This window comes from Saccharothrix isguenensis (genome assembly GCF_052936305.1).
The window spans coordinates 4,857,395-4,881,621 of sequence record NZ_CP193626.1; the positions used below are offsets into that span (position 1 = coordinate 4,857,395).

A 24,227-nucleotide genomic window follows, 5' to 3' on the forward strand; every position below is an offset into this window, starting at 1 on the left:
GTCGGTGGAAGGGTCATCGCGGGTAGAGCGCGCCGAGCAGCGCGCCGGCGAGGTGGTCGCGGAACCCGATGCGGTTGCGGTCGACCGGGGTGTTGGAAGGTCGGCCGCGTGGCGGGTGCAGCTCCAGGTGGATCAGTAGCACGCCGGGCTTCTCTGCGTCTCCATGTGGGGCCAGGGTGATCTGTTCCCCGTCGCGTCCGACGCCGTCGGAGTCGGCGGCCAATCCGGTGGTCATCGCCGGTACTCCGGCTATCTGCACCTGGTGGGTGAGCGCGGCGATGCCCGGATCGGACTGGAACCGGGTCAGGTACTCGCGCAGGGGCGAGGCTCCGAACAGTCCGAGTTTGATCGCGACCTGGTTGTCGTCCGACCACAGTTCGCACCAGGAGGAGTCGTTGATGTAGCGGTAGAAGCCCTCGCCCAGCCACTGTTGCCAGGTCTGGTCGGGCAGCGCGCTGCACAGCATCTGCGAGCTGGCGGCCTCGTCCGCGGCCCACGCTTGGAACAGTTGCTCGCCCTTGGCCGGTTCGGTGCGCTGGAACTCGGCGCAGCTGTCCGGGTCGGGCGCACGGCTGCACACGGCCTGTTGAGGGCTGTCCGGGGTCGGTTGCGTGTGGGGGCGCGCGGTGCCGCCGATGGTGGTGGTGCAGGCCGACAGCGCCATGGCCGCCGCCAGGAGCACGGTGCCGAGCGGGCGGGGGCGGGTCACGGCTTGCCCACCGCGTTCAGGATCTTCTCGACCAGTGCTCGGGACTGCTGTTCGCAGTCAGGGGTGTCGACCTGGACGACTTGGACCGCGGGTAGCGCGTCGTCGTCCTGGTCATTCTCGACGATCGTGGTGTCCTGATCCCAGACCGCCACGGTGCGGCACTGCCCGGCGCGGGTACCCGTCACCGCCTTGTACCCGGCGATGTCCACGGCCCGGTACTCGTCGGGCGAGATCGTCAGGTTGCGTGCGGGGTCCTCGTCGACGCCGAACACGACGGTGATCTCACCGGCCCCGGCTTTGCTCTTGGGGTTCACCGTGCCGCCGGCGCCGGGGATGATGCTGCACTCGTAGACCTCGTGCGGCTGGATCTCCGCGTCCGCGCCCAGGTCGTCGACCACGGCGGTGAGCGCCTGGCAGGGGTCGCGCAGCGCCAGCGGCAGGGCGGGCTGGGTGCGGTCCGAACCGTGGCGCGGCAGGTCGCGCCACCGGTCCGCGAGCTGCCCGACGTAGTCGCGGGCGAAGTCGCACACCGGTCGCACGACGTTGTCGCGGTCGTCGGGGTGGACATCGAGCACGACCGCGTAGGTGTCGTCCAGGGGGCGGGCCAGTTCGCAGGAGGGTTGAGGTGCGCCCTCCTCCTTGACGTAGAACTCGACGCCGCCGATCTGCTCGGGCGCGGCCTCGCGCCGCAGCGCGGCGTCGTACTCCTGCGCCACCCGCAGGTACATCGTCCACGTGGAGTCGAACTCCGACTTGTGCAGCCGCAGGGTGCAGGTGTTGAAGCCGTCGTCGCTGGGCATCAGCTCGTCGCCGGTGCTGCCTTCCCCGGACGCCTTCTCGGCCGCCGCCGGGTCGTGCAGTGCGCAGGCATCGATATCCCGGTAGCGGGCGTAGGCCTCTGCCGCCGGGCGCAGGTCCTCTGGGATGGCCGGGTGGACCTCCGCCCGCGCGGAGGGGTTCGGGTCGTGCGTCGAGGTGGACGTCGACTGGTCGGATGGTGAACCGGTGCACGCCACTGCCGCGAGCGCCACAGCGCACAGCAGCAGGACGGCCCGAACAGGGCCGCGCAACATGGATCTCCCTACAGGTGAGTGAAGGCGCGCCGAGAGGTCAGCGCTTGAGGTTGTGGGCGAGGTCGACGACCGATACGCCGTCGAGGGTTTGGGTCGCGGGTGTTCGCGAGTCGTCCCGCATGACGTCGTTGCTCGCTGCGGGCCGAAGGGGCTGCGTGACCAACTCCCGCTGGGAATCGCCTGAGGAACACGCTTGACCGCTGGCTCGGGATGCCTGTCCGTCCTGTGAGGACTCCCCGGGCGCGGTGAAGCGCCCGGTCCGGCGCAGCAGGATCGCGATGACCGGTCCGAGCAGACCCGCCAACAGCACAGAGCCCAGACCCACGGTTCCGTTGGTCACCGCGGCGACTGGTCCCAGGGCCAGCCAGCCCGCCAGCAGGCAGGCGACGTCCGCGACGACCCGGATCACCGCCGGACGCAGCCACGGCCGGCGGCAGTGCAGCTCCAGCATCAGGCCGTCACGCGGAAGTGCACCCATCCCGGCACCCAGGTACAGGGCGATACCCAGTGCAAACAGCACGCCGCCGAGCGGCAACAACGCCAGGCGCCACACCAGGGCGAAATCCGGCAGCAGCGCCAAGGCCACGTCGCACACGACCGCCGGGACCGTCGCGGCGACGACCGTCCCCACACCCGGGCGCACCCGCAGCGGCAGGTAGGCCAGCAGCAGAACCGCCTGCACGGCGAGGAAAGCGCCGCCCATCGTCCACCCGGTGTGCCTGCTGATCGCCGCGTGTAGGACGTCCAGCGGCAGTAGGCCGAGCCGGGCACGCACCAGCAGCGCGATGCCCAACCCCATTGCGACCGTTCCCGCCACCAGGCGGACGAACCGCGCTCCCCTCGCCGTGATCCGACGATCGGCGCCGGTCATGCCCGCACCTGTCCGGCCTTGCCTCGCCGCGCAACCGTGGTTGGTGACGTGACCGCACATCGAACGGTCGGACCCACGGAACTCGACATCGCATTACGCATGGCTGTCCCCTTCTGATTTCATTGGGCGAAACATCGACTAGCAAGGGGGACGCCGGTCGCGCGCTGAGCACCATAGCCGACTCCAAGTGCTCCGGGGAATATTTTCATCAGTTGAAAAGTGTCCTCGCGACGCGCCTGGCGGAAGTTTTCATTTGGCGAAACCGGCACTTTTCATACATTGAAAGGATTTCACCCGAAGAAATGACAGGCCACGCCCAGATGTGTACATCAGTGCAGGTCAGAAGGCTATTTCGTCTTGTTTCAACTTTTCTCGTGACGTGATGCGGGAGTTGTGTCATTGTTCTACCGGCAACGCGGTCACCTGTTGCGGTGAACCTGACGGATGCGGACATGGTCAATGGCCTGTCGCGATGACGCGGAACGCGTCTGCATGTGTCGGGCTTGTTCGCGCTCGACGGGTTAATCGCTCGTGGACTGCCAGGGGGACGGCCGTCGCACGGAGTCAGGTCAACGGTTGTACGCGCCCTGCTGACGGGTGGATATCAGGGGGAACAAGGTGGAGACACGTCGTGCACGATGGCGGCACACCGTGGAAGGGCAGCTGCTGGTGCTGCTGGGACACCGGGCGGATCCGGTGCCGCAGACGATCAGCGACCGGCTGGTCGGGACCGGGACGCTCCAGGTCCTGACCGCCGATGCCGCCGGCGACCTGCTGCTGCTGGAAGCGACGCTGAGGCGGGAGTCGGCTGAGGCGCTGGAACGGATCGACGACGCGCAGCGGCGCATCACGACGATCCGGTCCGCGACGAAGCCCGACGTCGGCGCGCTGGAGCGGGCGGTGGACGAGCACACCGAGGCCGTGCGGGAACTGGAGAACGCGCGTGCCTTGGCCGAGGATCTCCGCGACTTCGTGATCGGGCTGGACCCGCCGTCGGGTCCGCTGCGGGCGGCGGCCGACGGCTGGCGCCTGTCACCGGACGTGCCCGCCCAGGTGGTGGCCTTCGACGACGAGACCACGTTCCTGACCATCGACCCCCGGCGGGCGACTGCCACGGGCCTGGGTGTCTTCGCGTTGGACGGTGTCGAGGAGTGGGGGTGGGCCTGGCGTCGCGACGGTGATGACGATGATCTGTCCTCCGCTCTGCAACCGGATCGCTGCGGTCAGTGGGTGCTGGGCTATCTGCCGGCGACGCAGGAGATCTACGCGGTCCTGCGCGGGGCGGGCGTGCCGACGCGGATCTGGCTGCTGGGAAGGGACTTCGCCCGCGACACCGCGCACGCGGTGCTCGACGAGTTGGCACCTCGGATGGCGCATCCGAACTCGTTGATCGCGGCTGCCGGGACGGTCCACGCGGCGTCGCTGTGGCGGACGCGGGAGCCGACGGTGCCGCTGACGGACTCGATGTTCTGGGACGTGGGAGTCCCGGCCGACGAAGGCGACCTGCGATGAAGCGCCACCGACGGAGGTCCGCCGTGCTGGGAATGTCGAGTGTCCTGGTTGCGACGGTGGCCTGCGCGACCACGCAGCCGGAAGACGTCGTCGTCTCGGATTCGGCGGATGCGGAGCGCCGCGATCCGCAGGTGAGTACCGCGGTGGTGATCCCGCCGCCGCAGGCGCGCGGATCGGTGGTCAGCGTCGTCGGCAGCGTCGAGTGGACCGGCCGCCAACCCGGTTGCGTCGTGCTGGAGTTGCCCAGCGGGCAACGCTTCCAACTCACGGGCACGGCCGCAGACGACGGCGAACGGCAGGCCCGAGCCGGCCAACGCCCGTCACGGCAGGAGATCGAGGCCACCGGGCACATCCCGCCCGTGGGCGCGACGTCCTGCGGCCCGGTGCGGGCGTTCTGGGCGGAGCGCCTGGCTCCAACCGGACGCTGACCCCTGGGCGGCAACAACTACGTAGACCGCGGAGTGCCGGTTCGCGCTCACCAAGCGCCCCGCTCCGTGACAACCACAGACCACCGGCCCCGACCGCGGGCCGGAGCCTCACCGCCGGATGGCGGGCGGGCACCAGACTGCCGGTCACTCCCGACCGGCGGGGTGTGCCGCGCCGCCGCTCAGACCCAAATCCCCCCTGGGGGCGCGGCGAGCGGCGCGGCACACCTTCCCCACCGGAAGCAAAGGAAACCGATGACACGCACGTTCATCCTGCGCCTGCTCGGCGTGTTCGGCCTCGCGCTCGGGCTGTCGCTGGCCGTCACCGCGGGAAGCGCCTCTGCACAGATCGCCATGGGCGGCCCGTACGGGCCCACCTCGGCCGGCAGTTCGGCGTCCCAGATCCAGGCGCACCCGGGCACCCCCGGTTCGCAGATCCAGGCGGAGGCTGGTGTGACCCTGCCCGGATCGCAGATTCAGGGCAAGCTCGCGGCTCCGGCGCGTGCCCAGGCGGGTGCCGAAGGTGTGACGGCACAGGCCAACTGCGGCTGGTACGCACCCAACCGCTACGCCTACTACAACCACTGCGGGCCGGGCAGGATCTCGATCAACGTCGAGTTTTGGTGGGGTGCCGGTTCGACCCGCTCGATCTGCGTCAGCTCCGGCCTGACCAATCTGTCCGATCATCGGGCGCTTCAGGGTGGACTGATCACCTACGCCTACTACAACGGCCGCGGTTGCTGACAACTCCACCTGTGAAGCGTCTGCCGCGCGAAGCCAGGTGCACCGCCGCTGTCGGGGGCGTCCGGCGCACCAACTCTCTTCCATCCCAACTGTCCACTTAGTCCAACCATGACAGAGGAGGTGACCATCGTGCGCCACGGCAGGACGAACGACCCCGGAAACGTGGTCCCACGACGAGCCCGAGGAGTCGTCCTCGGCGGGCTCGCGCCGGCCGTCCTGACCGTGGCCGCACTCGTTCTCACGGCCACCGAGGACCGGGGGCACGGTCAGACTGTCCCCGGTCACTCGGCCGGTCGAGATGCGGAACCGGCCGCCGACGCGGCGGCCGGTCACGCGGCATCACCGCAGCCCCGGCCGGTATCCGAGGAGCAGTTGGCCGTGCTGCCGCAGGCGGAGGTGTTCACCGAGGTGCCCGACGCGCCGCGCGACCCGGCACCCGAGCAGGTACCCGACGGCACGGTCGCGCATCCCACGCGCACCGTGGCGGCGTACGCGACACCGGGTGGCGACCCGGTCGCCGCGGTGCCCAGCACCCAGCCCATCGGCATCGAACCGGCGCGTGCCCAGGTCGATACCTGGCTGCCGGTCCTGGAGCGACGAACGGACTGGGTCATGGTCGCTCTGCCGTCGAGGCCCAACAACAGCGTGGCCTGGCTGCACCTGGGGTCTGACATCACGCTCGCCGCGACGCCGTACCTGGTCACGGTCGACCGGGCGGACTACTCGCTGACGTTGCACCAGTACGGTCGCGAGATCGACCGGTGGACGGTGGGCATCGGCGCCGCGAACTCGGTCACGCCCCAGGGACGGACGTTCGTGATCGCCACGATCCGCGACCCCGCCGCGACATACACACCGGTGCTCCTGGCGCTGGGTGCGCACTCCGACACCTACACCACCTACGGCGGAGGGCCCGGAACCATCGGCGTGCACGGCTGGCCGGATCCGGCCGTCTTCGGCGTCGCCAGCTCCGACGGCTGTATCCGGGTCCCTGCCGACGCACTGCACACCCTGACCACATCACACGGCGGAAGCCCCATTCCTGCGGGCACCACCGTGTTGATCAAGTAGCCGGCAGGACGCCGGCGTTGGCCTGAAACCGTTCATCTACAAGGAGATCCATGACCACGAGGTCTGCCCGCATCACGTTGGCCGGGATGGCCGCCGGTGCGCTCATCGCAGGTACCGCCACCCTGTTGACCACGACCGGCGCATCGGCCCAGGCGGCAGGGATCAGCGTCCCGCCATCCACGACGACGACCAAGCCCACGACGACCGTCAATCCGACGACGACCACGCCGCCGAAGCCCACGACCACAACGTCCAAGCCCGCAACGTCCGAGCCGACGCCGACCACAACGACCTCCCGCGCGACGGAAACCCCGTCGTCGTCGGCGCCGAATCCCACCAGTCCTCGGGCCGGATCGACGACGACCAGCGTGGTCGTCGTCCCGGCACCCGCACCATCGGTCGTCGTCGCCCGGCACCCGGTCACCGGGTGAACCGAGTGGCCGGCCCTCAGCGCGCGGCCCGCCCTCTCTTCCCAGGAGGGCGGGCCGCGTCCCCACCCCCGCCGATCTTCAGGCAGGAGGAACACCGTGTCCCTCGTCGACATCGACACGCGCGTCAGCACCGGCCACAACGCCACCACGTTCACCGCCAGTGTCGGCATCGAGAGATCGGCCGCTGACGTTCCCGACACCGGCGATGGAAATCAGGATCACGAGCTGGAAGACCGGGCAGTGCGGCTCAAGCGCCTGATCAACACAGCGCCCACCTACACCGCGGCCTTGTCCTGGTGGACCGGCTTTGCCGTGCGCAGGACAGCGCGCGTGCCCGACACGCGCCGTGAGGTGAACCCGCTGGAGGCCAAGCTGCTCGATGTCCCGCCCGGCACTCGCGTCACCGTGCGAGACGGCTTTCTGGTGCCCGCCATGGGTGATCCAGCGGTTCGCCTGGCCGCGGTGACGGCGCTGGTGTACGAGCCGGCGCTGCGCCTGGACATCGACGGGCAAGCGGTGCTGCGACACGGCAGCGTCCCACTGGGGGAACTGCTCGGTGCGGCGGTACACCGTGCCACCCAGTTCACCGTCCGTATCGACGGTCCCGCACACGCCGAGGCCCCGGCGCTGTACTCGCAGGCACGTCTGCTCGTGGCGGGACGTCCGGTCGCGATGGTCACCGAGACGACCTACTGGTGGCCACTGCTGCGGCGGACACCCGCCACGGTGCCGCAGTACGTGGAGGCTGCCCCGTGGACGGCGCGGCCGTGACCATCCTCCACCGGAGCTGAGCATGATGCGCCTCCCCCACCTGGTGGCAGCGCCGCTGTTGGCCGCCGATCGTCGCAGCGTCGAGGCGATGCTGGACCGGTGCTCCGATCGCACCGTGCTGGACCGGTGCGGCGGAGGTTCCCCGGACGCCGTCCGCCTCTACCTGCGGTCGCTGGCCAACCGGTCTCGGCAGACCACCGTGGCCGGGTGGCACGGTCATCGGCTCGTCGGGGTGGCCACCGCAGTGCACGATGACGACGGCAGCGAGCTGGCGATCCTGGTCGAAGACGCCTGGCAGCGTCGCGGAGTCGGTACGGCGCTGATGAGCCGGCTGCTGGCCGACACCGCGGGGCGTTCGGTATTACGCGCGCAGGTAGCCGTCACCAACACCGCAGCTCTTGCCCTGCTACGTCGCGTCACCCCGACGGCGCGGCTCGGCGCGCCCGACGCGGGCGTGATCGAGGTCGAGTTCACCCACGCCCCCCATGACCGCATGAGGAGCACGTCGTGGCAGTCGACCGGTCCAGGTTCACGCCCGAACGCATGATCACCCAGAACGCCTACCTCCGCCCGCACGGGATCTTCACCTTCTCCATCCCGGCGCTGGCGGGCAGGTTCGACGACGGAACCCCTTACGTCACATGCCCGGCAGCCGGTGTCTGTGCGGCCGTGTGCTACGCCCGCACGGGCACGTTCCGCTTCCCGAAGGTGCTGGCCAAACACCAACGCAACCTTCTGCGGATCAAGCAGGATCTTCCACAGTGGAAGGACGACATGCTCGCGGAACTCGCCGCGCCGCGCCTGCGCGGAGGCAAGTACCTCAGGATCCACGACGCTGGCGACTTCTTCTCCGACCCCTACCTGGTGGCCTGGCTGGACATCGCCCGCACCACGCCCGACGTGACGTTCTACTCGTATACCAAGGAAGTAGCCCGGTTCAAGAAGTTGGTGGAGCCGGACCCACCTGCGAACTGGCTGTGGGTCTACTCCTACGGTGGGAAGGAGGACCACCTCATCGAACCGGGCGACCGGGTCGCGGACGTCTTCCCCAACGAGGAAGCCATCACCGCCGCAGGCCACCACTCCAACGCCGCATCGGACCTGTTGGCGGTGCTCGGGCCCTCACCGGTCGGCATGACGCAGAACAACCACCCGCACTTGCGACGCCGCATCGGTGAACGCACCTTCCGGGAGTGGCAGGCGCAGAAGTCGGCACCCCGACTGGGCCCTGGACGACTGGGGTCTCGATCCCACCGGCCACGCGGCGCGCAGCAGGGGCGGCCGACCCACCCGGAACTCGATTCGACAGCGGAGCACGGCGATGACCGGTGACCCGCCTGGGACGGCCCGACCCGCCTCCGCAGCCGCGACTCGTGGTTGCGACTCCTACCTGGAGCGCTGCCTGCGCGTGCTGGAGGCCATCGCTCCCCAACCCGCACCGCTGACACTGGCCCGGATCAGCGAACTCGGCGGCCTTCCGCTGAGCACGGTCCACCGTCTTGTCCGCGCCCTGGAGGACTGCGGCGCCGTGGAACGGGTAGGTCGCCGATACCGCATCGGCGGGCGACTGGTTGCGATCACCGCTCACACCACATCCGAGCGGCCCGACCGAAAGAACTGACCGGCCGCCGCGCGAGTACTTCGACGACTTCGCTTCGACACGCTCATAGTGGACGGGGTGTGCGGGAACCGGCTACCGGTTCCCGCACACCCCGTTTTTTCGACACATGGAATGTGTCACAAGTGCGAGCGGCAGATTATCCGTCTACGCCCCCACGGCTCGACGGGTAATCAACCACCCGCATCCCGACAGTACGCATAACCGACTGCGCACTGACTCCATCATGGCACGTCATGCGGCTTCCGCGCATCGCATCGGATTAGAGTCGGATGGTTTTCATTCAGTGACAGCGCTTTTCCCGATCTACGGGAAAAACTCTTTCCGCGAACAGGCGGCGAGTTATGGTGCCTGTATCGCGCCGCGCATCCGAGATTGTGACGAAGTAGCGCCGCGGTGTTCACAGGGGGTTTCATGTTCGTTTTCATCACGAGACTGTCGGCCGTCCGGGGGTCGGATCATGGCCGGTGATCTGCTGTGGCGGTTGATGGCCGGGAAGAATCACCGCGCTGTCCGCGACCGCTGGAACGCGCGACGCGCCGGGAAGGTCACTCGGGCAGACGGCACGGCGTTCGCCGCCGGCGACAAGCCAGGACGCGCGGCCATCGGAGGAATGGCACCGCCGGTGGACGCTCGACACCGGCCGCCCGCATGGACTGCCTCGGTGCACGGCCACCCCGCACCACCTGGGCCCGTGCCGGCGCCCGGTGCCGCACCGCAGTGGGCGCCACCGGCCCCGACGCCTCCGACCGAGGCCGCGCCGGTACGCCGTTCAGCCTCGCCGCGACAGACCGCCTTCGACGTGGTCGACGGTGTCCGAGAACCGTGGTGGACGCGAGCGCGCCGACTGGCGCTGCTGACCGCGATCACGGTCCTGACCGTCCTGGGCGCGGTCGATGTGACCGTCACGGTGGCGGGGTTGTTGCGCCCGTCGACGTCGACCTCGACACCGGGCGTCGCCGATGAGGTTCTCGACGGGGTCGCCGAGGGTGTGGCGGTGGACTACCTGTCCTGGGATGCCCGGGAACGAGAGCGCCGAGAGCAGGTGCTGCGGCGGTGGGCGTCGCCGGGGCGCGAAGTCGACGGATGGGACGGCCAAGGCCGTCAGTCCGCCGACAGCGCCGCCGTGCTCGGCCGCGTGCGACAGGGCAACGACCAAGCCGTGGTGACCGTGCGAGTTCGGGTCGTGCCCTACGCGCCGGCCGAGGACCGGGGATCGTCGGAACAGCCCCCGACGCAACCGCCCTCCGAGGAGTCGGGGTCTTCGTCGCCCACCGCCGGCTCCGGTATCCCGGCCGCGGAACCGGCACCGGCGGACCTTCCGGGTTGGCGGGCCTATCCGGCGCGTTGGCTGGTCGTCGCGGTGCCTCTGGCGGAGCACGACGGCCGCCTGGTGTTGACCGCGTCTCCGGCCCTGATCGGCGAGCCCGGCACCGCGGTCCCTGAATCCGTACCGCCAGGCCAGACGGTGTCCGACGACCGGTTCACCCGTGACACCCGCACGGCCGTGGAGAGCTTCATGGACGCCTTCGCCACCGGCGACCTGGACTTCGTCCGGGCTCCGCGAGCAAGGATCGCCTCCCTTCAGGGCGCGGCGACGCTCGTCGAGCTGCGGCAGTGGCGTGGCATGCAGGCATCGCCGGGCGCACCGCCCGACCAGCGTGTGGGTGTGGCGACGGCGGTGTGGCGCGTGGCGGAGAACGCCGGGCAGTTGATCTGCACCTACCGCTTGAGCCTGCACCGCCAGGACGACCGCTGGCTGTTGGCGGGCATCGACATCGACACCGGGAAAGCACCGTGATGAACACCGCGATGACCATCGTGAGCGCGCTGGAACTGGCGCAGACGCAACCGTTGCAGCAGGTGAACCTCGACGGCATCAAGCAGGCGATCTTCACGTTGCTGGGTGTGCTGCTGATGATCGTGCTGGGCGTTCGGGCCTTCTGGTCCTACATGGAGGACAAGCCGGGCAGGATGATGGCGCAGATCCTGGGTGCCATGGCGTGCGGGGTGTTCATCTTCTTCCCGGACACCGCCGAGAACATCCTCAAGGGAATCATCCAGTCCGTGGTCGGCGGTACGACATGAGGCTGCCCACTGACACCGTCCACCTGAAACTCCAGACCCGCCAGTACGAGCTGTTCGGCCGTTCCCTGGGACGTGGTATGGAGCGGCGGATCCTGCTGATCGGGGCGGTCAGCGTCGCGCTGTGGTGGGTGGTGCTGCTAGTGCTGGGCATGCCGATCCTGCACCGTCTGTCACCACTGGTGTTCCTGGTGCCGCCCGTGGTGTTCGTGCTCTACGGCACGCGACGCGACGACACCGGCCGGATGATGCTCGCCGCCTGGAGGGACTGGGCTCAGTTCCGAATGCCGTCCCGCAGGGTGCCTATCGGCAACCCACTGCTGGACATTGCCGGCCACCGGTCCCATCCGATCCGACTGCACATCACCACCCGCCTCGTCACCTCGGAACCCAAGTCCGGAAAGGATGGTGGCGCAGCATGACGCGCAAGACACGACATGCGGCACGCCGGATCACCGACCCACCCGCCGCGCCACTGCTGATCCTGGACGGCATCGAGGTCACCGACGACGCGGTGTGGACCTGGGCGCAGATCCCCGACGGCTCCACCGAACTGATGGAGGACGGCGAGCTGGAGGCCGCGACCTGGGCCACGGCCGCCGCGATGCACACGCTGCTACCGGTCGACGCCGAGTACCACCTCAAGATCATGTGGACGCGGTACTCCGACGAGGACTACCGCGAAAGCTGGAAGTCCACGTCCGGAGTCCGTGCGCCGGGTGCGGAGTACTACATCGAGCTGGGTGCACACCGCATCGCCCGCAACAGCGACGTGGGGCACTTCCGTCGCCGGATCGTGCTGCTCGGGGTCCGCTGGCCCACCCGCGACACCGCCTCGCCGTGGGAACGCCGCCGACAGGCGGTCTCCGCCCAGCTGCGCTCCCGGGCCGGGATGCTGCGCGACGCCCACGAGCGCGTCGAGGAACTGCGGCCCACTGTGCGGCGCTGGTTCGGCCAGGTGCGCGACAGCCCTCTTCTCGGTGTCCCGGCGTCGGCCGCGACGATCGCGTGGGCCTATGCCCGTGAGCTTCGCCGCACCGCCGACCTCGCCCCGGTCGACGACGGCGAGCTGTCCGGCGCGCGGCTGCTGTCGCTGATGCACGGCGAGGTCGTCCCCAGCCCTGACGGCGGCTACGTGACCACCAGGGACGCGGTCAGCGGCGCCACGCGGCACGTGGCGGTGCTGGTGCCCGCGGTCAACGGCTTCCCGGCCGACGAGCTGGAGATCCCCGGCGGGGAGTGGCTGGCGTTGTTGACCGAGTTGACCGACGTGGAGGCGTCGGTGCGCGGGGTCAACCACGGCCGCACCGGATCGCTGGCGCTGCTGCGCACCGGCCGCAAGTGGACCAGGTCGCAGTCGCTGGAGGCCGGTGAGGCGGGCACCGCCCCGCCGGAGGAGATCGACGAGGCCGAGCTCGCGCTCGCCGAACGCGACCGGGAGGTGCGGCGGCGCGTCGACGTGCTGGCGACGTCGCATCCGCGGTGGGTGGTGCATGCCGAGACCGTCGAGGAGTTGACCGACCGCATCGAGGCGCTGCGCCGCCGCTACACCGGCATCGTGGCCCTGGAGCCGGCGCCCAACATCCAGGACCTGCTGTGGAAGGAGCTGCTTCCGGGTGACCGGGTGAGGGTGCCGGAGTTCGGGCAGGTGCAGCCGATGCGCACGCTGGCCGGCTCGTGGTTTCACGGCGGCTCGGCGGTCGGCGACACCAGCGGTCCCTACATCGGCGGCAACCTCGGCGCGACGCCCGGACCGGTGCGGCTGCACCTGGTCTCGCGCACCGCCGACGACCGGCGGATGCCCACGACGATGTCGTTCACCGGCCGCTCCGGCTCCGGTAAGTCGACAGCGGTGATGTTGACGGTGCTCGCCGCGTTGGCCGAGGGTGCCTGGTGCCTGCTGGCCGACCCCAAGGGCGACCTGGCCGGCATCGTGGAGGTCGCCGACCGCGTCCTGGGTGTTCCGGTGCAGGTCGTCGACGTCACCGCGGCGGAGGCGGCCGGGTCGATGGACCCGATGCGGTGGGCGCCCACTGCCGACGAGGCCCGTGCCCTGACCCTGGACGCCCTGTTGGGCGTGCTCAGCGGGGAGGACCGGCGAGGCACCGAGGCGGTGTTGGAGTCCGCGATCGACCGGGTCTTGGCCCGCCCTCGTGAGCTGTGGTCGGCCACCGCCGTGGTCGGCGAACTTGTCGCCACCCCCGGCGACACGCCGGCCGCGCAAGCTGCACGGACGCTGGGCGAGACGCTGTCGGTGCGCTCTCGCCAGTCCGACGTGCGCGCTGTGCTGGGCACCCCGGCGGCCGGTGCCGCGCCGATGCTGTCCGGCCGCGGTCTGGTCTACCTGCGTCTGGACGGCCTGGGCTTGCCGCAGCCCGGCAGCGTGGCGGAGCAGTGGACGGTGTCCCAGCGCTGCGCCATGACCACCTTCCGGACCTCCACGGCGTACGCGCTGATGCAGTCGCGCCACGTGCGGGAGCTGATCAAGCTGGTCGCGTTGACCGAGTTGCACCGCATCACCGCCTACCCGGAAGGCCGTTCGCTGGTGCAGTGGCTGGCCCGCACAGGCCGTGCGCTCAAGACGTACCTGCTGTTGGACTCCCAGTCCGCGGTCGAGATGGCCGCCATCGAGGGCTTGGTCGAGCAGTTGGTGATGTCGGCGGCGTTCGAGGCGCTGGGGCAGGAGGAACAGCGCGCGCAGGCGGTGCTGCTGCACAGGCCCGACGCGGGTCCGCGACTGCGCCAGGCGCAGGGCATGTTGGGGCCGGGCGAGTGCGTGATGCGCGATCGGCGCAACCGGCTCGGGCTGGTGGCTTTCGACCGGCTGACCGAGTGGATCGCCGACACCTTGTCCACCGACGCGGCGGAGGACTCGGCCGACCTCTACGCCTACGACGCCGAACAGATCGAGAGCGATTCCCCGGATGCCCGCGTGGTTGCGGCGCCGGCTGACGCCGCGGAGTCCGACAAGGCGGCTGCGGAAGACGCGGTCGGCGAACACCAGCGAGCCGATCACCGCGAGCGTGCCCGGTGATCGCCACCTCACCGCTGCGACCGTCAACTGCCCAGCGCCGTGCGGGTCTGATCGCGTCGGTGGTGTCCGCGGCGGCCTTGGCGAGCTTGACCATCATCGCCGTGTCGTGGCCCGAACCGACGCCCTCGGCAGACGCGGTGCCACTGGATCTCAGTGATCCGGCATCGGTCGCACTGGCCTTCGTGCAACGCGAGCAGGCGCTGGATCCGGACGCGTGTCGGCTCGCGACACCACGGTGGCGTGCCCGGCTCGGCCGCGAGGCGCGCTGTCTACCTACCGATCACCGGCCGCGACCGGAGGTCCGGGTACTCGGGGAGAGCAGGTCTGCCGAGTCCGCGGTCGCGGTGGTCGAAGTCCGTGCCCACGACGTACCCCGGCAGGTCACGGTCGGATTGGCTCTGGTCGACGACCAGTGGTTGGTCGACTCGGTGGCATCTGCGCCCGTGGAGGAGCCATGAGGGACCACGTCCTCACCCCGCTGGCCGACTTCGTGCGCCACACGGGCGGGCAGGCGCTGCTGGTGGCGAGGCTGGTGCGTGGACGCGTCCCGCGACCGCTGCGGTGGCTGTGGGACCGGCCCGAGCGGATGATGACCCTGGCCTGGTTGGTGGGGCTGCTCGTCGCCGGTCACGCGCGCAGCGCGGTGGCCGACGATGTGATCACCGGTCCGGATCTGGCCGGCGGTAGCCCGAAGACGCTGTTCGAGACGTACTCGTTCTACGACTACGCCATCACGGTCAAACCGGATGATTCGGCGTCGGGCTGGCTGGATCTCGCGCTGCCGGTGTACCAGATCATCGGCGTGATCACGCTGCTGCTGATGTGGCTCGTGCTCGGCGTGTTGGAGGGCGCGCTGACGCTGCTGGAGTGGCTGCTCAATCTCACCCTCTATGCCGAGTCCAGCAACAAGATCGACCAGGCGGTGAACTCGGTCGCCTACCACGTGTTCTGGCCACTGATCACGGCCACCGTCGCGATCGGCGCGGTCATGACCTACGCTCGATGGCGCGGCGAGGGCCGAGGCTTCGCCACCGACCTGGGCTGGGTCATCGCCACCGCCGCGACGGCGATGCTCTTCGCCTCGGGCCCGTCCACCGTGATGACCACCGTGGACGGAGCGCGGCAGCAGATCGCCGACGGCGTCATCGCCGGATCGACCCAGTTCGTCACCACGACAAACAATCCCACCGGATTCCCCACCACGGCGATCGCCGACGGCAGCCCACACGCGGGCACCCGCCGACTAGTCGACAGCATGTGGTCCAACTTCGGCGCCACCCCCTGGTGCCTTGCGCACTTCGGTTCCCTGGACGTGTGCGCCAAGGCCGGTCACCACGCGCTCGCGAACGACGACACGTGGAAGCGGTGGATGGAGATCCTCGACGACCAAGGCGCGGTCGAGGAGTTCGGCCCCTACGGCGACTACATCCGCGGACAGGACCCGGCACGACTGGGCATCGTGCTGCTGCTCGCACTGTTGGTGATTCCCCTGGCGTTGCTGTTGGTGCGCTTGATCGTGGCCGGACTCAACGCATCGGTGGGACTGCTGCTTGCTTTGGTGGCGGGACTGGTGTTCCTCACGTTGTGGCCGATACCCGGCTGGCCTCGTGCGGCCGGCACGCGCTACGTGATCTACACCTTCGGCCGCAGCCTGCAAGCTCTGACCATCACCACGACGGTGGCCGGCGTGACCGTCACCTCCACCGTCATCAGCGGCCTCGCCGGTCAGCACGGGTTCTTCATCGTCACGGTGCTCAACATCGCCCTGATGACGTCGGCGGTGCAGATGCAGTCCTGGGTGGACTCACTGACCGGCGGCGAAGGAGCCCACACGATGGGTGTCGGCTCAGCGTTGATCGCACGGTCGGTAACGCGAACGGCGTTCAAGGCGTTCGGTGGCGTCGCCCGCGTAGCCGCCGGCGCGGCACGGGTGGCCGGTGGAGCGGCGGTCGGCGGGGTCGGGTTGGCCGTCGCCGCGACACGCATCGCGGGCAACCAGCTCAGATCGTCGGCGACCAAGGCGGCGGACATCGATCGCGGACCGGTGCAGGCAACCGCGACCCGCATCACCCCGTCCACGGACGTGCAGCCCTACGCACCGGGCCCAGATGGACGTCGAGCACGCCCGCACGGGACCGGTGCGACAATCGCCATCACATCCGGACCTGCTCTGGCAGTAAGGGAAAAACCTGTCTCGCGTCCCGATCCCGAGGCACGCAGGGGTGCGACGTTCGACGCCGAACAGGCCACCGCGGTCGGCCCGCGACGTTGGATCGCACCGCCCGGCGGAACCGGCACCACGCAAGCAGCCGGTGACACCCGTCGGGTGTGGGTCGTTCCGCCCGGCGGGCGGGGACTCGCACCACCTGACAAGACCCCGCCGCCCCCGGCACGCAACCGCCGTGGCGTCCATCGGATCACCACGGCCCGAACACGACCCGCGCGACGCGTAACGCGCTCGCCGGATCAGGGCGACGCGAATCCGATACCGCCGAAACGGCCGCGTCGCACACCCAGACAGCGGCGTGGTGACACCACCGAGTCAGGCTGATCAGCGAAGGGACGAGCACCGGTGACACGCTTCGACGCCCAACACGACGACCCCCAGCCGTACAAGGTCGCGAACCCTGCGGCCGAACAGCCCGATGGCGATGCCGACCGTCCAGCGCGAGTCGCACACAAGGTGAGCCGCGCGCTCTGGGGACGTGACCTGCTCGGTCCCCGGCCCGGATGGTGGCCGTGGGGCCCGAAAGCCCGAGCCCGCGCACACCGACGTCGCGAACTGCGCGAGCTCGGCGCACAGCGCCGCGCCAACCTGCACCACCAGTTCACCCAGGACCACGACCAGGACGGTGGCGACGTCCGAACGCCGTGGCGGCCCGTACCGATCCGCCGCAACATCGCCGCCATCACCGGCGTGATCACCGTGATCGCCGCAGTGGCGGGCCTTGCCTGGTCGGCCGACGAGCCAGGCAGTGCGGGCAGCGCGCCGGGACAACCCGGCGAACCATCGTCGACACCCGCCGAGGCCGCGTCCGCCACCTCGCCGCAGACGACGGTCCAGCCCTCGGACGTCACATCGTCGTCTCTGCCGGAACAACCGCCCATCCCGCCCTCCGGGGTCGCACCGACAATCGCCCAGCCCCGGACCGCGACGGATCCATCGACGATCGTCGTGGTCGCCGCTCCACAAGGGTCACCGACACGTCAGGAACTGGCCGGTCCGGAGAGCGCGGCACGTGCGTGGCTGGCCCGCTGGTGCCCCTTCACCACCACCGGGGAACAGCTCGGTGACGCCGAAAGCCGAGCCCGACCGGCGATGACCGCCGAAGCGTGGTCGCTGTTCGACCCTGCCGACGACGACCGTGCCGTGCGCAGTTGGGAACAGGCCACCGCCGCCGGGGAGTCCGCGACGTGCTCCGCACCCGTCGCCCAGATCGTGCCCAGCGCGCCCCGCGCCCCGGAGCGGGTCGTGGTGCGGGTGACCGCCGATCGGGTGGTCACCACCGCCGCGGGCACCCGGTACGTCGAGCCGGTCGCCTCCACCCGGGTCATGCTGCGGCAGGGCGACGGCACCTGGCGGGTCGACCTGGCCGCCGTGGGCGGCTGAACCGATGGTCAAAGGCATCCTCGGCGGCGCAGCCGCCCTGTTCAGCGTGCTGCTGCTGGTCGCGCTGCTCAGCACCGGCGCCCAGGAGGCGACAGCGGCCCCACCGCGTGGCGGCTGCACAGTCATCACCCCACCCGCTGACCAACCGGACGAGCAGGCAACCGCTCCCGGTGGGCAGGTGCAGGCCACCCTGAACGCCGACCAGATGGCGGTCGCACGCACCGTCGTCGCCGTCGGCAAAGGACTCGGCATCACCCGGCGCGGCACCGCGATCGCCCTGGCCACGGCCATGCAGGAATCCACCCTGAACCCCACCGCGACCAACGGACGCAGCCTCGGGCTGTACCAACAGCAGGGCGAGCTGTACGCAGGCGTCAACCGCACCGACCCAGCCGACACCTCCCGCGCGTTCTACGAACAGCTGCTGGTACGCGTCCCGAACTACAACGACCCCACCGTCGCACTCGCCGACGCGGCGCAGACCGTGCAGGCATCCGGCGCCGGAGCCACCTGGTACGCCCGATGGGACCGGTGGGCCACCGCGCTGGCCGCCCAGCTCCACGACGGCACCCCTGCCCAAGGCGACACCAGCGGCATCGTGTGCGCACCGGGCGGCGGCTCGGGACCGATCCGCATCATGGTCAGCGGCACCACCATCACCCTGCCCGCCGAAGCCGGGATCCTCGGCACGCTCACCATGCCCAACGAACGAGTCACCACGATCGTGGCCTCGGCGCTGAGCTACCTGGGCACCCGCTACTCCTGGGGCGGCGGCAATGCCAACGGTCCCACCGTGGGCATCCGTGACGGCGGCGTCGCCGACGCACACGGCGACTTCGAGAACGTCGGCTTCGACTGCTCCGGCCTGATGGTCTACGCCTTCGCCCAAGTCGGCATCACCCTGCCGAGGGTCTCCCAGGACCAGCAGCAGGTCGGCCGCTCCCTGCCCTGGGAGCAGGCCCAACCCGGCGACATGCTGTTCTGGGGACGCCCGGCCACCCACGTAGCGCTCTACCTGGGCACGCTCAACGGCGTCCACTACATGGTCGAGGCACCCAGCAGCGGCGACGTCGTCAAGGTCAGCCTCGTGCGCACCCGCGTCGCGGGGTTCGACTCGTCGGTGGTGCGCGCATGGTGATCCCGGGAAGGCGCCGCACGACGCTGGAGCAACGTCGACGGCGCGCGGCGGGTCTGCTGCTCGCCCTGGCCGGCGCGGTCGCGGCCGTGTGGTTGGCCGCAGGGCTGCTCGCCTTGGTCGACGGGCAGGGTTGGCGCCCGCCCCGGCTCGAACTGCACTCGTCTACCGGCGGTGACGGCGGACTTCTCGGCCTGCCGACCTACCGGCCCCCGTCCTCAAACGCCAGCCCCGACCCGACCGCGACGTCGACAACGAGCATCCCGGCTCCGGACCCGACCGCGGCGCCGGACGAGAACGGATCGCGAGGGCCGGTGGCCATCCGGTGGCCGGTTCGCCCGTTGTGGGCTTTCACGGCCGCCCTGCCGCTGTGGGCGGCGTGGCTCGCGTTCGTGGTCGCACCCGTGGCCGGGTACCGCCGCGAAGGGCTCGCCAGCACCCGCGAGGTGCGGCGCACGCTCGGTCGGCGACAGGCACGCCGCAAAGGCCGTGTCACCTGGCCGCGAAGCCGATGGTGGACCCGCCTGACCATGCCCACCGCCGCGTTCGGCTACCGACTGGGCCGGCCACTGCGCCCGTGGGCACCGTGGGTGCCGCTGTGGGCGCACTTCGAACACAACATCCGCATCCTCGGCCGCACCGGCTGGGGCAAGACGCTGCGCCTGCTGATCCCGATCATCCGCGACCTGCCCGGCGCGGCACTGGTGCTCAGCATCGAACCCGCGGTGTTCACCCACACCGTGCTGGCCCGCCGCCACCGCCCCGCACGCCCGATGCGGGCACCGCTGCGATGGCTGCCGCGCCACCGTCGGATGCGCGAGTACCCGGTCGCAGCAGCGGACTTCTCCGACCCGGCCCACCGGTTCACCGCCGGATTTCCGCAGGTGCGGTGGAACCCGATCGACGGTTGTGCGGACTTCGCCGTGGCTACCCGACGCGCCCACGCCCTGGTCGCCGGCTCCGACACCGCGGGTACCCAACGACGGGGCAGCGATGACGACGTGTTCTTCCGCAACTCCGCCAGCGAGGTCCTGGCCGCCTGGCTTTATGCGGCGGCGCTGGGCGGCTACGGCCTCGATGAGATCACCCAGTGGCTGTCCGACACCCAGCACACGACCCCACGCCGGGTACTGGCCGAGCACCCGCACGCCGACCGCACTGCCCTGCTCGCGCTGACCACCCACCTGAGCACCCGATCCGACCGCACCACCTCCGGTGTCGAGCGCTATCTCGCGCTCACCATCAACGCGTTGATCAGCAGCGAAGGCCGCGCGTTCTGCGATGTCGATTCCGACCAGTCGTTCGACATGGCCGGGTTCGTCCGCGAGGGCGGCACCGTCTACGTCCTGGCCGACCCCGACCGCGTCCACCGGGTACGCCCGCTGCTGTCGTTGTTCACCGCAGAGATGTTCATCGCCGCCCGCACGGCGGCACTCGGCCATCCTGGGGGCAGGCTGCCCGTGCCGTTCGTCGCGGTCCTTGACGAGTTGCGGCACAGCGTCGTGGTGCCCAACCTGCCCTACGTCGGCAACACCATGCGCAAACACGGCATCCACTACCTCTACTCGGTGCAGAGCAGCAGCCAGGAAGACGAACTCTACGGCGCCCAAGCCGACGGCCTGCGCGCCTCGGCCAGTGTCACCGTCGTCGGCGGACTGGACATGACCGTCGCCCCCGAACTGACCACCCGAGCGGGCAACGCAGCCCTCGTCGAGCGGGCCCGCGAACGGGGCGGCGACCAGGTCACCCGCGTGGACAGCCTCCCGGTCTCCGAGCAGCAGCGCCTGGCCGACGGCCGCGCCGTCGTCGCCCCACGCGGCAGTGGCCTGTTCATCGCCTCCGCACCCTCGATCCACCAACGCCGCCAGCTGCTCCGCCGCATCCACCGCGAGGTCGGCACCGTCGACGCGATCGTGCGCGAAGCACGCAGCCGTGAACACAGCCGCGCTCGAGCAGCCATGGATGCAGCCGACGCACGAGCCACCTTCAACGAACCCGGAGGCACGCAGTGGTGACCGGTCACCCGACGGATCCCGCCTCGACAACCCTCGAACCGTCTGCCGAGCGGGACGTGGCGGTGTTGCTGGCGCTGCTGGACGACGAACCCGCTGCGGTGCGACGCACTCCGTGGACGTGGGCCGCCCTGTCTCACGAGGAGGCCGCAGCGCTGCGACGGACCGTGCGGCGGTGGGTGGCCGACTACAACCTGGTGCACGCGGTGTCCAGTCGCGAACTCATACCCGACTGCTGGCCACAGCACCCCGGCCTCGCCCACGACCTCGCCGTGATGGTGTGGGTCTACTACGACAGCCACCACGACCGCCGAACCACACCGCTGATGGCAGGCGACTATCACCTGCGCCACTTACCCGGATTCCGCTCTCGGCTCGATCGCTGGCTGGGCAGCGACCCGACCAGCTGCCGCGCGGGCGAGCACCCCGCCTCCTGGCGCGCGAGTCCCGGTGACGCGCTTCGGCCAAGTGACCGGCTTCGGGCGGTGGACCCTGGCGAGCCGAACGAGGCGTTGCACTTCTCGTTCGGCTTCACTGTGAGCGGCACACCGTCAAACACCGTGTTTCGTGTGCAGACCGGTCATTGACCCCACGGTCGAAGCGGTGTCCATGTGCACCTCACCGCCCAGTTGCCTGCGGGGCGAGTGCCCGCCGGAAGTCTTCGGTGTCCACCTCGGTGACGATGTCCCTGCTCTCGGGCGGGCTATTCCGAGGCACCGTGCGCACGCTCGGGCAGTCCTCGGATGTGCTCCCGGCAAGTCGCGACGAGGCGACCTTTCGCCCGGTGCGGGCTTCGAAGACGTCGAGCCGGTAGAGGCCTTGGTAGAGCCGGTCAACCACAGTGCGGTACGAGCATTCGCTCAGCGGGATACGTGAAGCGAAGCCGATGGCACTGGCGCAGGCGACCAGCTGCACCGCGGTGAGGTCCTCAGGGTCGGTGTCCAGCCGCGATCCCGGTGGAAAGGAAGCTTCCGCGTCGAAGAGAAATCCGCCGCCGTAGTCCAGGAAGGCTGCGGTCGGGTGCGTTTCGCCGGAGTGGGAGGCCGCCCGGCGGTGTCCGCCGCCACCGTTGACGCAGGTGGCCGCGAAGTCGGATGTCTCCAGCGGCAGGCCCAGCACGGCGTAGGTGCCCACCGGCCACCCAAACGCGATCAAGAGCACAGCCACCACGCCGTAGGACGCCAACCCCACCAGCCGGCGCCGCGACCAGCGGCGGCCAGGCGCCAACCGCCGCTGCACGTCGCGCAGATCGCTGATCGAGCACGTGCCAGCCAGGTCGAGCGCGCGGATCCGTTCACGCTGGTCGTAGGTGATCGCGATGGGCTCCTCGCGGCGGGAGAAGATCAGCAGGCCGTGCTCGGCCACTGCGTACCAGCGCCGGCCCGTGCCTGGCACCGGCCCGAAATGGACGTACAGCGTCACCAGGCCGATCATCGCGACGGCGAGGAACAGGGGCAGCGGCCAGAGCCGTGCATCGGAGGCGGCCATGATCCCGGCGACGATCGGCGCGACCAGCGTGCCCACTCCCGCCAGACCGGCGGCGAGAGATGCCGATGCGTGCTCCCGGTGCACCCGAATGACCCGGCCGAGCCCGTGCTCGGCCGCCGTCGCCTCGATCTCCGCACGACGCATCGGGACATCATGCCGCAACACCTCGTCAAGGCGCATGATGTCTAGTGCCGCATCAGGCAACGTTCGCCCTGTTGACGACTGCGCGTAGGTGTTCGTCCTGGGCGTGTTTGTTTCGCCAGATGATGTAGCGGCGGATCATGCTGCCCTGCTCTTTGTGGCTGGGGTGGTCGGTGCCGTCGAGGGTGAAGTAGCGCAGGGCCGTGAACTGGGCCTCGATGCGGTTGAGCCACGACGAGTTGGTCGGGGTGTAGGCGATCTCGACGTTGTTGGCCTCGGCCCACTCGCCCACGCGCCGGTCGACCCTGGTGGTCAGGTGCGGGGCGTAGTTGTCGCACACGATCGCCAGGCGGACCGTCGGCGGGTGCAGCGTGCGCAGGTAGCGGCAGAACTCCAGGAACTTCGTCCGGTTCTTGGTTTTCTTGATGTGGCCGTAGAGCTTGTCCGCGGCCAGGTCGTAGGCGGCGAACAGGTGCCGGACCCCGTGCGGGCGGGTGTAGGTCGCCCGCCGCCGTGGTCTGGGCCCGCGGTCGGGGTCCTTGTGCCTGCCGCCGCGTTCGGTCCACTGCCGGCCGGGATGGGGCTGGAGGTTGAGCGGCCCGAACTCGTCCAGGCAGAACACCACCTCCGGTTCGCCCGCCTCGGGGACGACCTCGCCGTCGGCGATCGCATACAGGTGTTCCACCCGTGCCTTCTTCGCCTCGTAGTCCGGGTCGCGGGAGGTCTTCCAGGTCTTCACGCGTTGAAAGGTGACGCCTTCCTCGCGGAGCAGGATGCGCAGGCCCTCGTGGCTGATGTCGTCGACCACCCCCTCGGCGACCAGGAAGTCGGCCAGTTTGGCCAGGCTCCAGGTCGAGAACGGCAGGCCGTGCTCGACCGGCCCGGACTTGGCGATCTTCTTGATCTCGCGGCGCTCGGGCAGCGTGAACGTCTTCGGCCGGCCGCCCTTGTACTTCGGATACAGCGAGTCGAAACCGTCGGTGTTGAAGTTGTGGATCACGTCCCGGACCCGGTCCGCGCTGGTGAACGTCACATCGGCGATCCTCGCCACCGGCATGCCCTGCGCGGACAACAGCACCATCTGCGCCCGCCGCCAGGTCACCACCGACCCGGTACCCCGGCGGACGATCCGTAGCAGGCGCCTGCCCTCGCCGTCATCGATCTCGCGGACACGTACCCGATCTGCCACTCACCCAGCCTGACGGACACGCACCGCCCGGAACAGGACCCGAGCGGCGTGTCAGGTCAGGGCGAACGTTGCCTGATGCGGCACTAGATGGTGTGTATCGGAGGGCTGACCGGTAGTCGATCGTGCCCGTAGATGGGCCGGTCCGGTCTCGTACGAGCAGCGGAAGATGGTTGCGGCCGTCTACCCACCGCGTTCAGCCGGGCGTTATCCATGGAGGAAGGCCGGAAGTTGCGATGGCAACTGGCCATCGACCGCGGGTAGTGAGACGTCATTGATCGTTTCCTTCGATTGATTGCGCGGTGATCGGG

Annotated in this window: 24 protein-coding genes; 18 read left to right on the forward strand and 6 right to left on the reverse strand. The window is 69.8% G+C overall.

The annotated features are described in order from the left end of the window. Positions 1 to 13 precede the first annotated feature (13 nt). Genes ACRAKI_RS21775 through ACRAKI_RS21785 form a run of 3 tightly spaced genes read right to left on the reverse strand, consistent with a single transcriptional unit; the run spans position 14 to position 2,653 of the window. Positions 14 to 709: a hypothetical protein gene (locus tag ACRAKI_RS21775; RefSeq protein WP_447002355.1), complete on the reverse strand. Its 696-nt coding sequence runs from the start codon at positions 707 to 709 to the stop codon at positions 14 to 16. Then, entirely contained in the window at positions 706 to 1,782 is a 1,077-nt protein-coding gene (locus tag ACRAKI_RS21780) for a hypothetical protein (protein ID WP_447002356.1), read from the reverse strand. The genes ACRAKI_RS21775 and ACRAKI_RS21780 overlap by 4 nt, the downstream gene beginning before the upstream one ends. Positions 1,783 to 1,819: 37 nt before the next feature. Further along, entirely contained in the window at positions 1,820 to 2,653 is an 834-nt protein-coding gene (locus tag ACRAKI_RS21785) for a YczE/YyaS/YitT family protein (RefSeq protein ID WP_447002357.1), read from the reverse strand. A 618-nt stretch (positions 2,654 to 3,271) separates the two neighbouring features. Between ACRAKI_RS21785 and ACRAKI_RS21790 the strand changes: the two genes are divergently transcribed. The 4 genes from ACRAKI_RS21790 to ACRAKI_RS21805 all read left to right on the forward strand — a co-directional run bounded on the left by ACRAKI_RS21790 (position 3,272) and on the right by ACRAKI_RS21805 (position 6,405). Beyond that, on the forward strand, positions 3,272 to 4,165 hold the full coding sequence (locus ACRAKI_RS21790; protein ID WP_447002358.1) for a hypothetical protein: 894 nt from the start codon (positions 3,272 to 3,274) through the stop codon (positions 4,163 to 4,165). A 131-nt stretch (positions 4,166 to 4,296) separates the two neighbouring features. Beyond that, positions 4,297 to 4,593: a hypothetical protein gene (locus ACRAKI_RS21795; protein ID WP_447002359.1), complete on the forward strand. Its 297-nt coding sequence runs from the start codon at positions 4,297 to 4,299 to the stop codon at positions 4,591 to 4,593. A 252-nt stretch (positions 4,594 to 4,845) separates the two neighbouring features. Then, the gene (locus ACRAKI_RS21800; RefSeq protein ID WP_447002360.1) at positions 4,846 to 5,334 is read left to right on the forward strand and encodes a DUF6355 family natural product biosynthesis protein; all 489 of its coding nucleotides are present in this window, start codon (positions 4,846 to 4,848) and stop codon (positions 5,332 to 5,334) included. Between the two features lie 108 nt (positions 5,335 to 5,442). Further along, positions 5,443 to 6,405 (forward strand): L,D-transpeptidase, encoded by a 963-nt coding sequence (locus ACRAKI_RS21805; protein WP_447002361.1) that lies wholly within the window; start codon positions 5,443 to 5,445, stop codon positions 6,403 to 6,405. Here ACRAKI_RS21805 and ACRAKI_RS21810 read toward each other — a convergent pair. After that, complete coding sequence (locus ACRAKI_RS21810) at positions 6,398 to 6,829, reverse strand: hypothetical protein (protein WP_447002362.1); 432 nt, start codon at positions 6,827 to 6,829, stop codon at positions 6,398 to 6,400. The two genes, ACRAKI_RS21805 and ACRAKI_RS21810, sit on opposite strands and share 8 nt — an antisense overlap. A gap of 103 nt (positions 6,830 to 6,932) precedes the next feature. On the opposite strand from ACRAKI_RS21810, the gene ACRAKI_RS21815 reads away from it, so the two are divergent. From ACRAKI_RS21815 to ACRAKI_RS21880, 14 genes are all read left to right on the forward strand, one after another. Next, positions 6,933 to 7,607 carry a hypothetical protein gene (locus ACRAKI_RS21815; RefSeq protein WP_447002363.1) on the forward strand — a complete coding sequence of 225 codons (675 nt, stop codon included), beginning with the start codon at positions 6,933 to 6,935 and terminating at the stop codon, positions 7,605 to 7,607. A gap of 22 nt (positions 7,608 to 7,629) precedes the next feature. Further along, complete coding sequence (locus tag ACRAKI_RS21820; RefSeq protein ID WP_447002364.1) at positions 7,630 to 8,154, forward strand: N-acetyltransferase family protein; 525 nt, start codon at positions 7,630 to 7,632, stop codon at positions 8,152 to 8,154. Beyond that, positions 8,151 to 8,939: a GP88 family protein gene (locus ACRAKI_RS21825; RefSeq protein ID WP_447008477.1), complete on the forward strand. Its 789-nt coding sequence runs from the start codon at positions 8,151 to 8,153 to the stop codon at positions 8,937 to 8,939. Before ACRAKI_RS21820 ends, ACRAKI_RS21825 begins: the two co-directional genes overlap by 4 nt. After that, on the forward strand, positions 8,929 to 9,228 hold the full coding sequence (locus ACRAKI_RS21830) for a helix-turn-helix domain-containing protein (RefSeq protein WP_447002365.1): 300 nt from the start codon (positions 8,929 to 8,931) through the stop codon (positions 9,226 to 9,228). Before ACRAKI_RS21825 ends, ACRAKI_RS21830 begins: the two co-directional genes overlap by 11 nt. Positions 9,229 to 10,027: 799 nt before the next feature. Next, positions 10,028 to 11,026 carry a hypothetical protein gene (locus ACRAKI_RS21835; protein ID WP_447002366.1) on the forward strand — a complete coding sequence of 333 codons (999 nt, stop codon included), beginning with the start codon at positions 10,028 to 10,030 and terminating at the stop codon, positions 11,024 to 11,026. A gap of 11 nt (positions 11,027 to 11,037) precedes the next feature. After that, positions 11,038 to 11,313: a hypothetical protein gene (locus ACRAKI_RS21840; protein ID WP_447002367.1), complete on the forward strand. Its 276-nt coding sequence runs from the start codon at positions 11,038 to 11,040 to the stop codon at positions 11,311 to 11,313. Further along, entirely contained in the window at positions 11,310 to 11,732 is a 423-nt protein-coding gene (locus tag ACRAKI_RS21845; protein ID WP_447002368.1) for a hypothetical protein, read from the forward strand. The genes ACRAKI_RS21840 and ACRAKI_RS21845 overlap by 4 nt, the downstream gene beginning before the upstream one ends. Further along, on the forward strand, positions 11,729 to 14,344 hold the full coding sequence (locus tag ACRAKI_RS21850; RefSeq protein WP_447002369.1) for an ATP-binding protein: 2,616 nt from the start codon (positions 11,729 to 11,731) through the stop codon (positions 14,342 to 14,344). Before ACRAKI_RS21845 ends, ACRAKI_RS21850 begins: the two co-directional genes overlap by 4 nt. Further along, the gene (locus ACRAKI_RS21855; RefSeq protein WP_447002370.1) at positions 14,341 to 14,802 is read left to right on the forward strand and encodes a hypothetical protein; all 462 of its coding nucleotides are present in this window, start codon (positions 14,341 to 14,343) and stop codon (positions 14,800 to 14,802) included. Before ACRAKI_RS21850 ends, ACRAKI_RS21855 begins: the two co-directional genes overlap by 4 nt. A gap of 62 nt (positions 14,803 to 14,864) precedes the next feature. Beyond that, positions 14,865 to 16,895 (forward strand): hypothetical protein, encoded by a 2,031-nt coding sequence (locus ACRAKI_RS21860; RefSeq protein ID WP_447002371.1) that lies wholly within the window; start codon positions 14,865 to 14,867, stop codon positions 16,893 to 16,895. Between the two features lie 132 nt (positions 16,896 to 17,027). Then, positions 17,028 to 17,954: a hypothetical protein gene (locus ACRAKI_RS21865; protein WP_447002372.1), complete on the forward strand. Its 927-nt coding sequence runs from the start codon at positions 17,028 to 17,030 to the stop codon at positions 17,952 to 17,954. Positions 17,955 to 17,958: 4 nt separating this feature from the next. After that, complete coding sequence (locus ACRAKI_RS21870; protein WP_447002373.1) at positions 17,959 to 19,092, forward strand: C40 family peptidase; 1,134 nt, start codon at positions 17,959 to 17,961, stop codon at positions 19,090 to 19,092. Continuing rightward, positions 19,086 to 21,104: a type IV secretory system conjugative DNA transfer family protein gene (locus ACRAKI_RS21875; RefSeq protein WP_447002374.1), complete on the forward strand. Its 2,019-nt coding sequence runs from the start codon at positions 19,086 to 19,088 to the stop codon at positions 21,102 to 21,104. The genes ACRAKI_RS21870 and ACRAKI_RS21875 overlap by 7 nt, the downstream gene beginning before the upstream one ends. A 56-nt stretch (positions 21,105 to 21,160) precedes the next feature. Further along, positions 21,161 to 21,688, forward strand: a complete 528-nt coding sequence (locus ACRAKI_RS21880; RefSeq protein WP_447002375.1) for a hypothetical protein — start codon at positions 21,161 to 21,163, stop codon at positions 21,686 to 21,688. Positions 21,689 to 21,719: 31 nt separating this feature from the next. Here the strand turns inward: ACRAKI_RS21880 and ACRAKI_RS21885 are convergent, their stop codons facing one another. Then, on the reverse strand, positions 21,720 to 22,769 hold the full coding sequence (locus ACRAKI_RS21885; RefSeq protein ID WP_447002376.1) for a hypothetical protein: 1,050 nt from the start codon (positions 22,767 to 22,769) through the stop codon (positions 21,720 to 21,722). Positions 22,770 to 22,785: 16 nt separating this feature from the next. Continuing rightward, on the reverse strand, positions 22,786 to 23,919 hold the full coding sequence (locus ACRAKI_RS21890) for an IS630 family transposase (protein ID WP_447001894.1): 1,134 nt from the start codon (positions 23,917 to 23,919) through the stop codon (positions 22,786 to 22,788). Positions 23,920 to 24,227 lie beyond the last annotated feature (308 nt).

Coding starts and splice junctions, on each gene's coding strand:
- ACRAKI_RS21885 (WP_447002376.1), bottom strand. CDS start 22,769: ATGCGCCTTGACGAGGTGTTGCGGCATGATGTCCCGATGCGTCGTGCG.
- ACRAKI_RS21820 (WP_447002364.1), top strand. CDS start 7,630: ATGATGCGCCTCCCCCACCTGGTGGCAGCGCCGCTGTTGGCCGCCGAT.
- ACRAKI_RS21780 (WP_447002356.1), bottom strand. CDS start 1,782: ATGTTGCGCGGCCCTGTTCGGGCCGTCCTGCTGCTGTGCGCTGTGGCG.
- ACRAKI_RS21830 (WP_447002365.1), top strand. CDS start 8,929: ATGACCGGTGACCCGCCTGGGACGGCCCGACCCGCCTCCGCAGCCGCG.
- ACRAKI_RS21800 (WP_447002360.1), top strand. CDS start 4,846: ATGACACGCACGTTCATCCTGCGCCTGCTCGGCGTGTTCGGCCTCGCG.
- ACRAKI_RS21805 (WP_447002361.1), top strand. CDS start 5,443: ATGACAGAGGAGGTGACCATCGTGCGCCACGGCAGGACGAACGACCCC.
- ACRAKI_RS21845 (WP_447002368.1), top strand. CDS start 11,310: ATGAGGCTGCCCACTGACACCGTCCACCTGAAACTCCAGACCCGCCAG.
- ACRAKI_RS21870 (WP_447002373.1), top strand. CDS start 17,959: ATGGTCAAAGGCATCCTCGGCGGCGCAGCCGCCCTGTTCAGCGTGCTG.
- ACRAKI_RS21825 (WP_447008477.1), top strand. CDS start 8,151: ATGATCACCCAGAACGCCTACCTCCGCCCGCACGGGATCTTCACCTTC.
- ACRAKI_RS21850 (WP_447002369.1), top strand. CDS start 11,729: ATGACGCGCAAGACACGACATGCGGCACGCCGGATCACCGACCCACCC.
- ACRAKI_RS21840 (WP_447002367.1), top strand. CDS start 11,038: ATGACCATCGTGAGCGCGCTGGAACTGGCGCAGACGCAACCGTTGCAG.
- ACRAKI_RS21785 (WP_447002357.1), bottom strand. CDS start 2,653: ATGACCGGCGCCGATCGTCGGATCACGGCGAGGGGAGCGCGGTTCGTC.
- ACRAKI_RS21875 (WP_447002374.1), top strand. CDS start 19,086: ATGGTGATCCCGGGAAGGCGCCGCACGACGCTGGAGCAACGTCGACGG.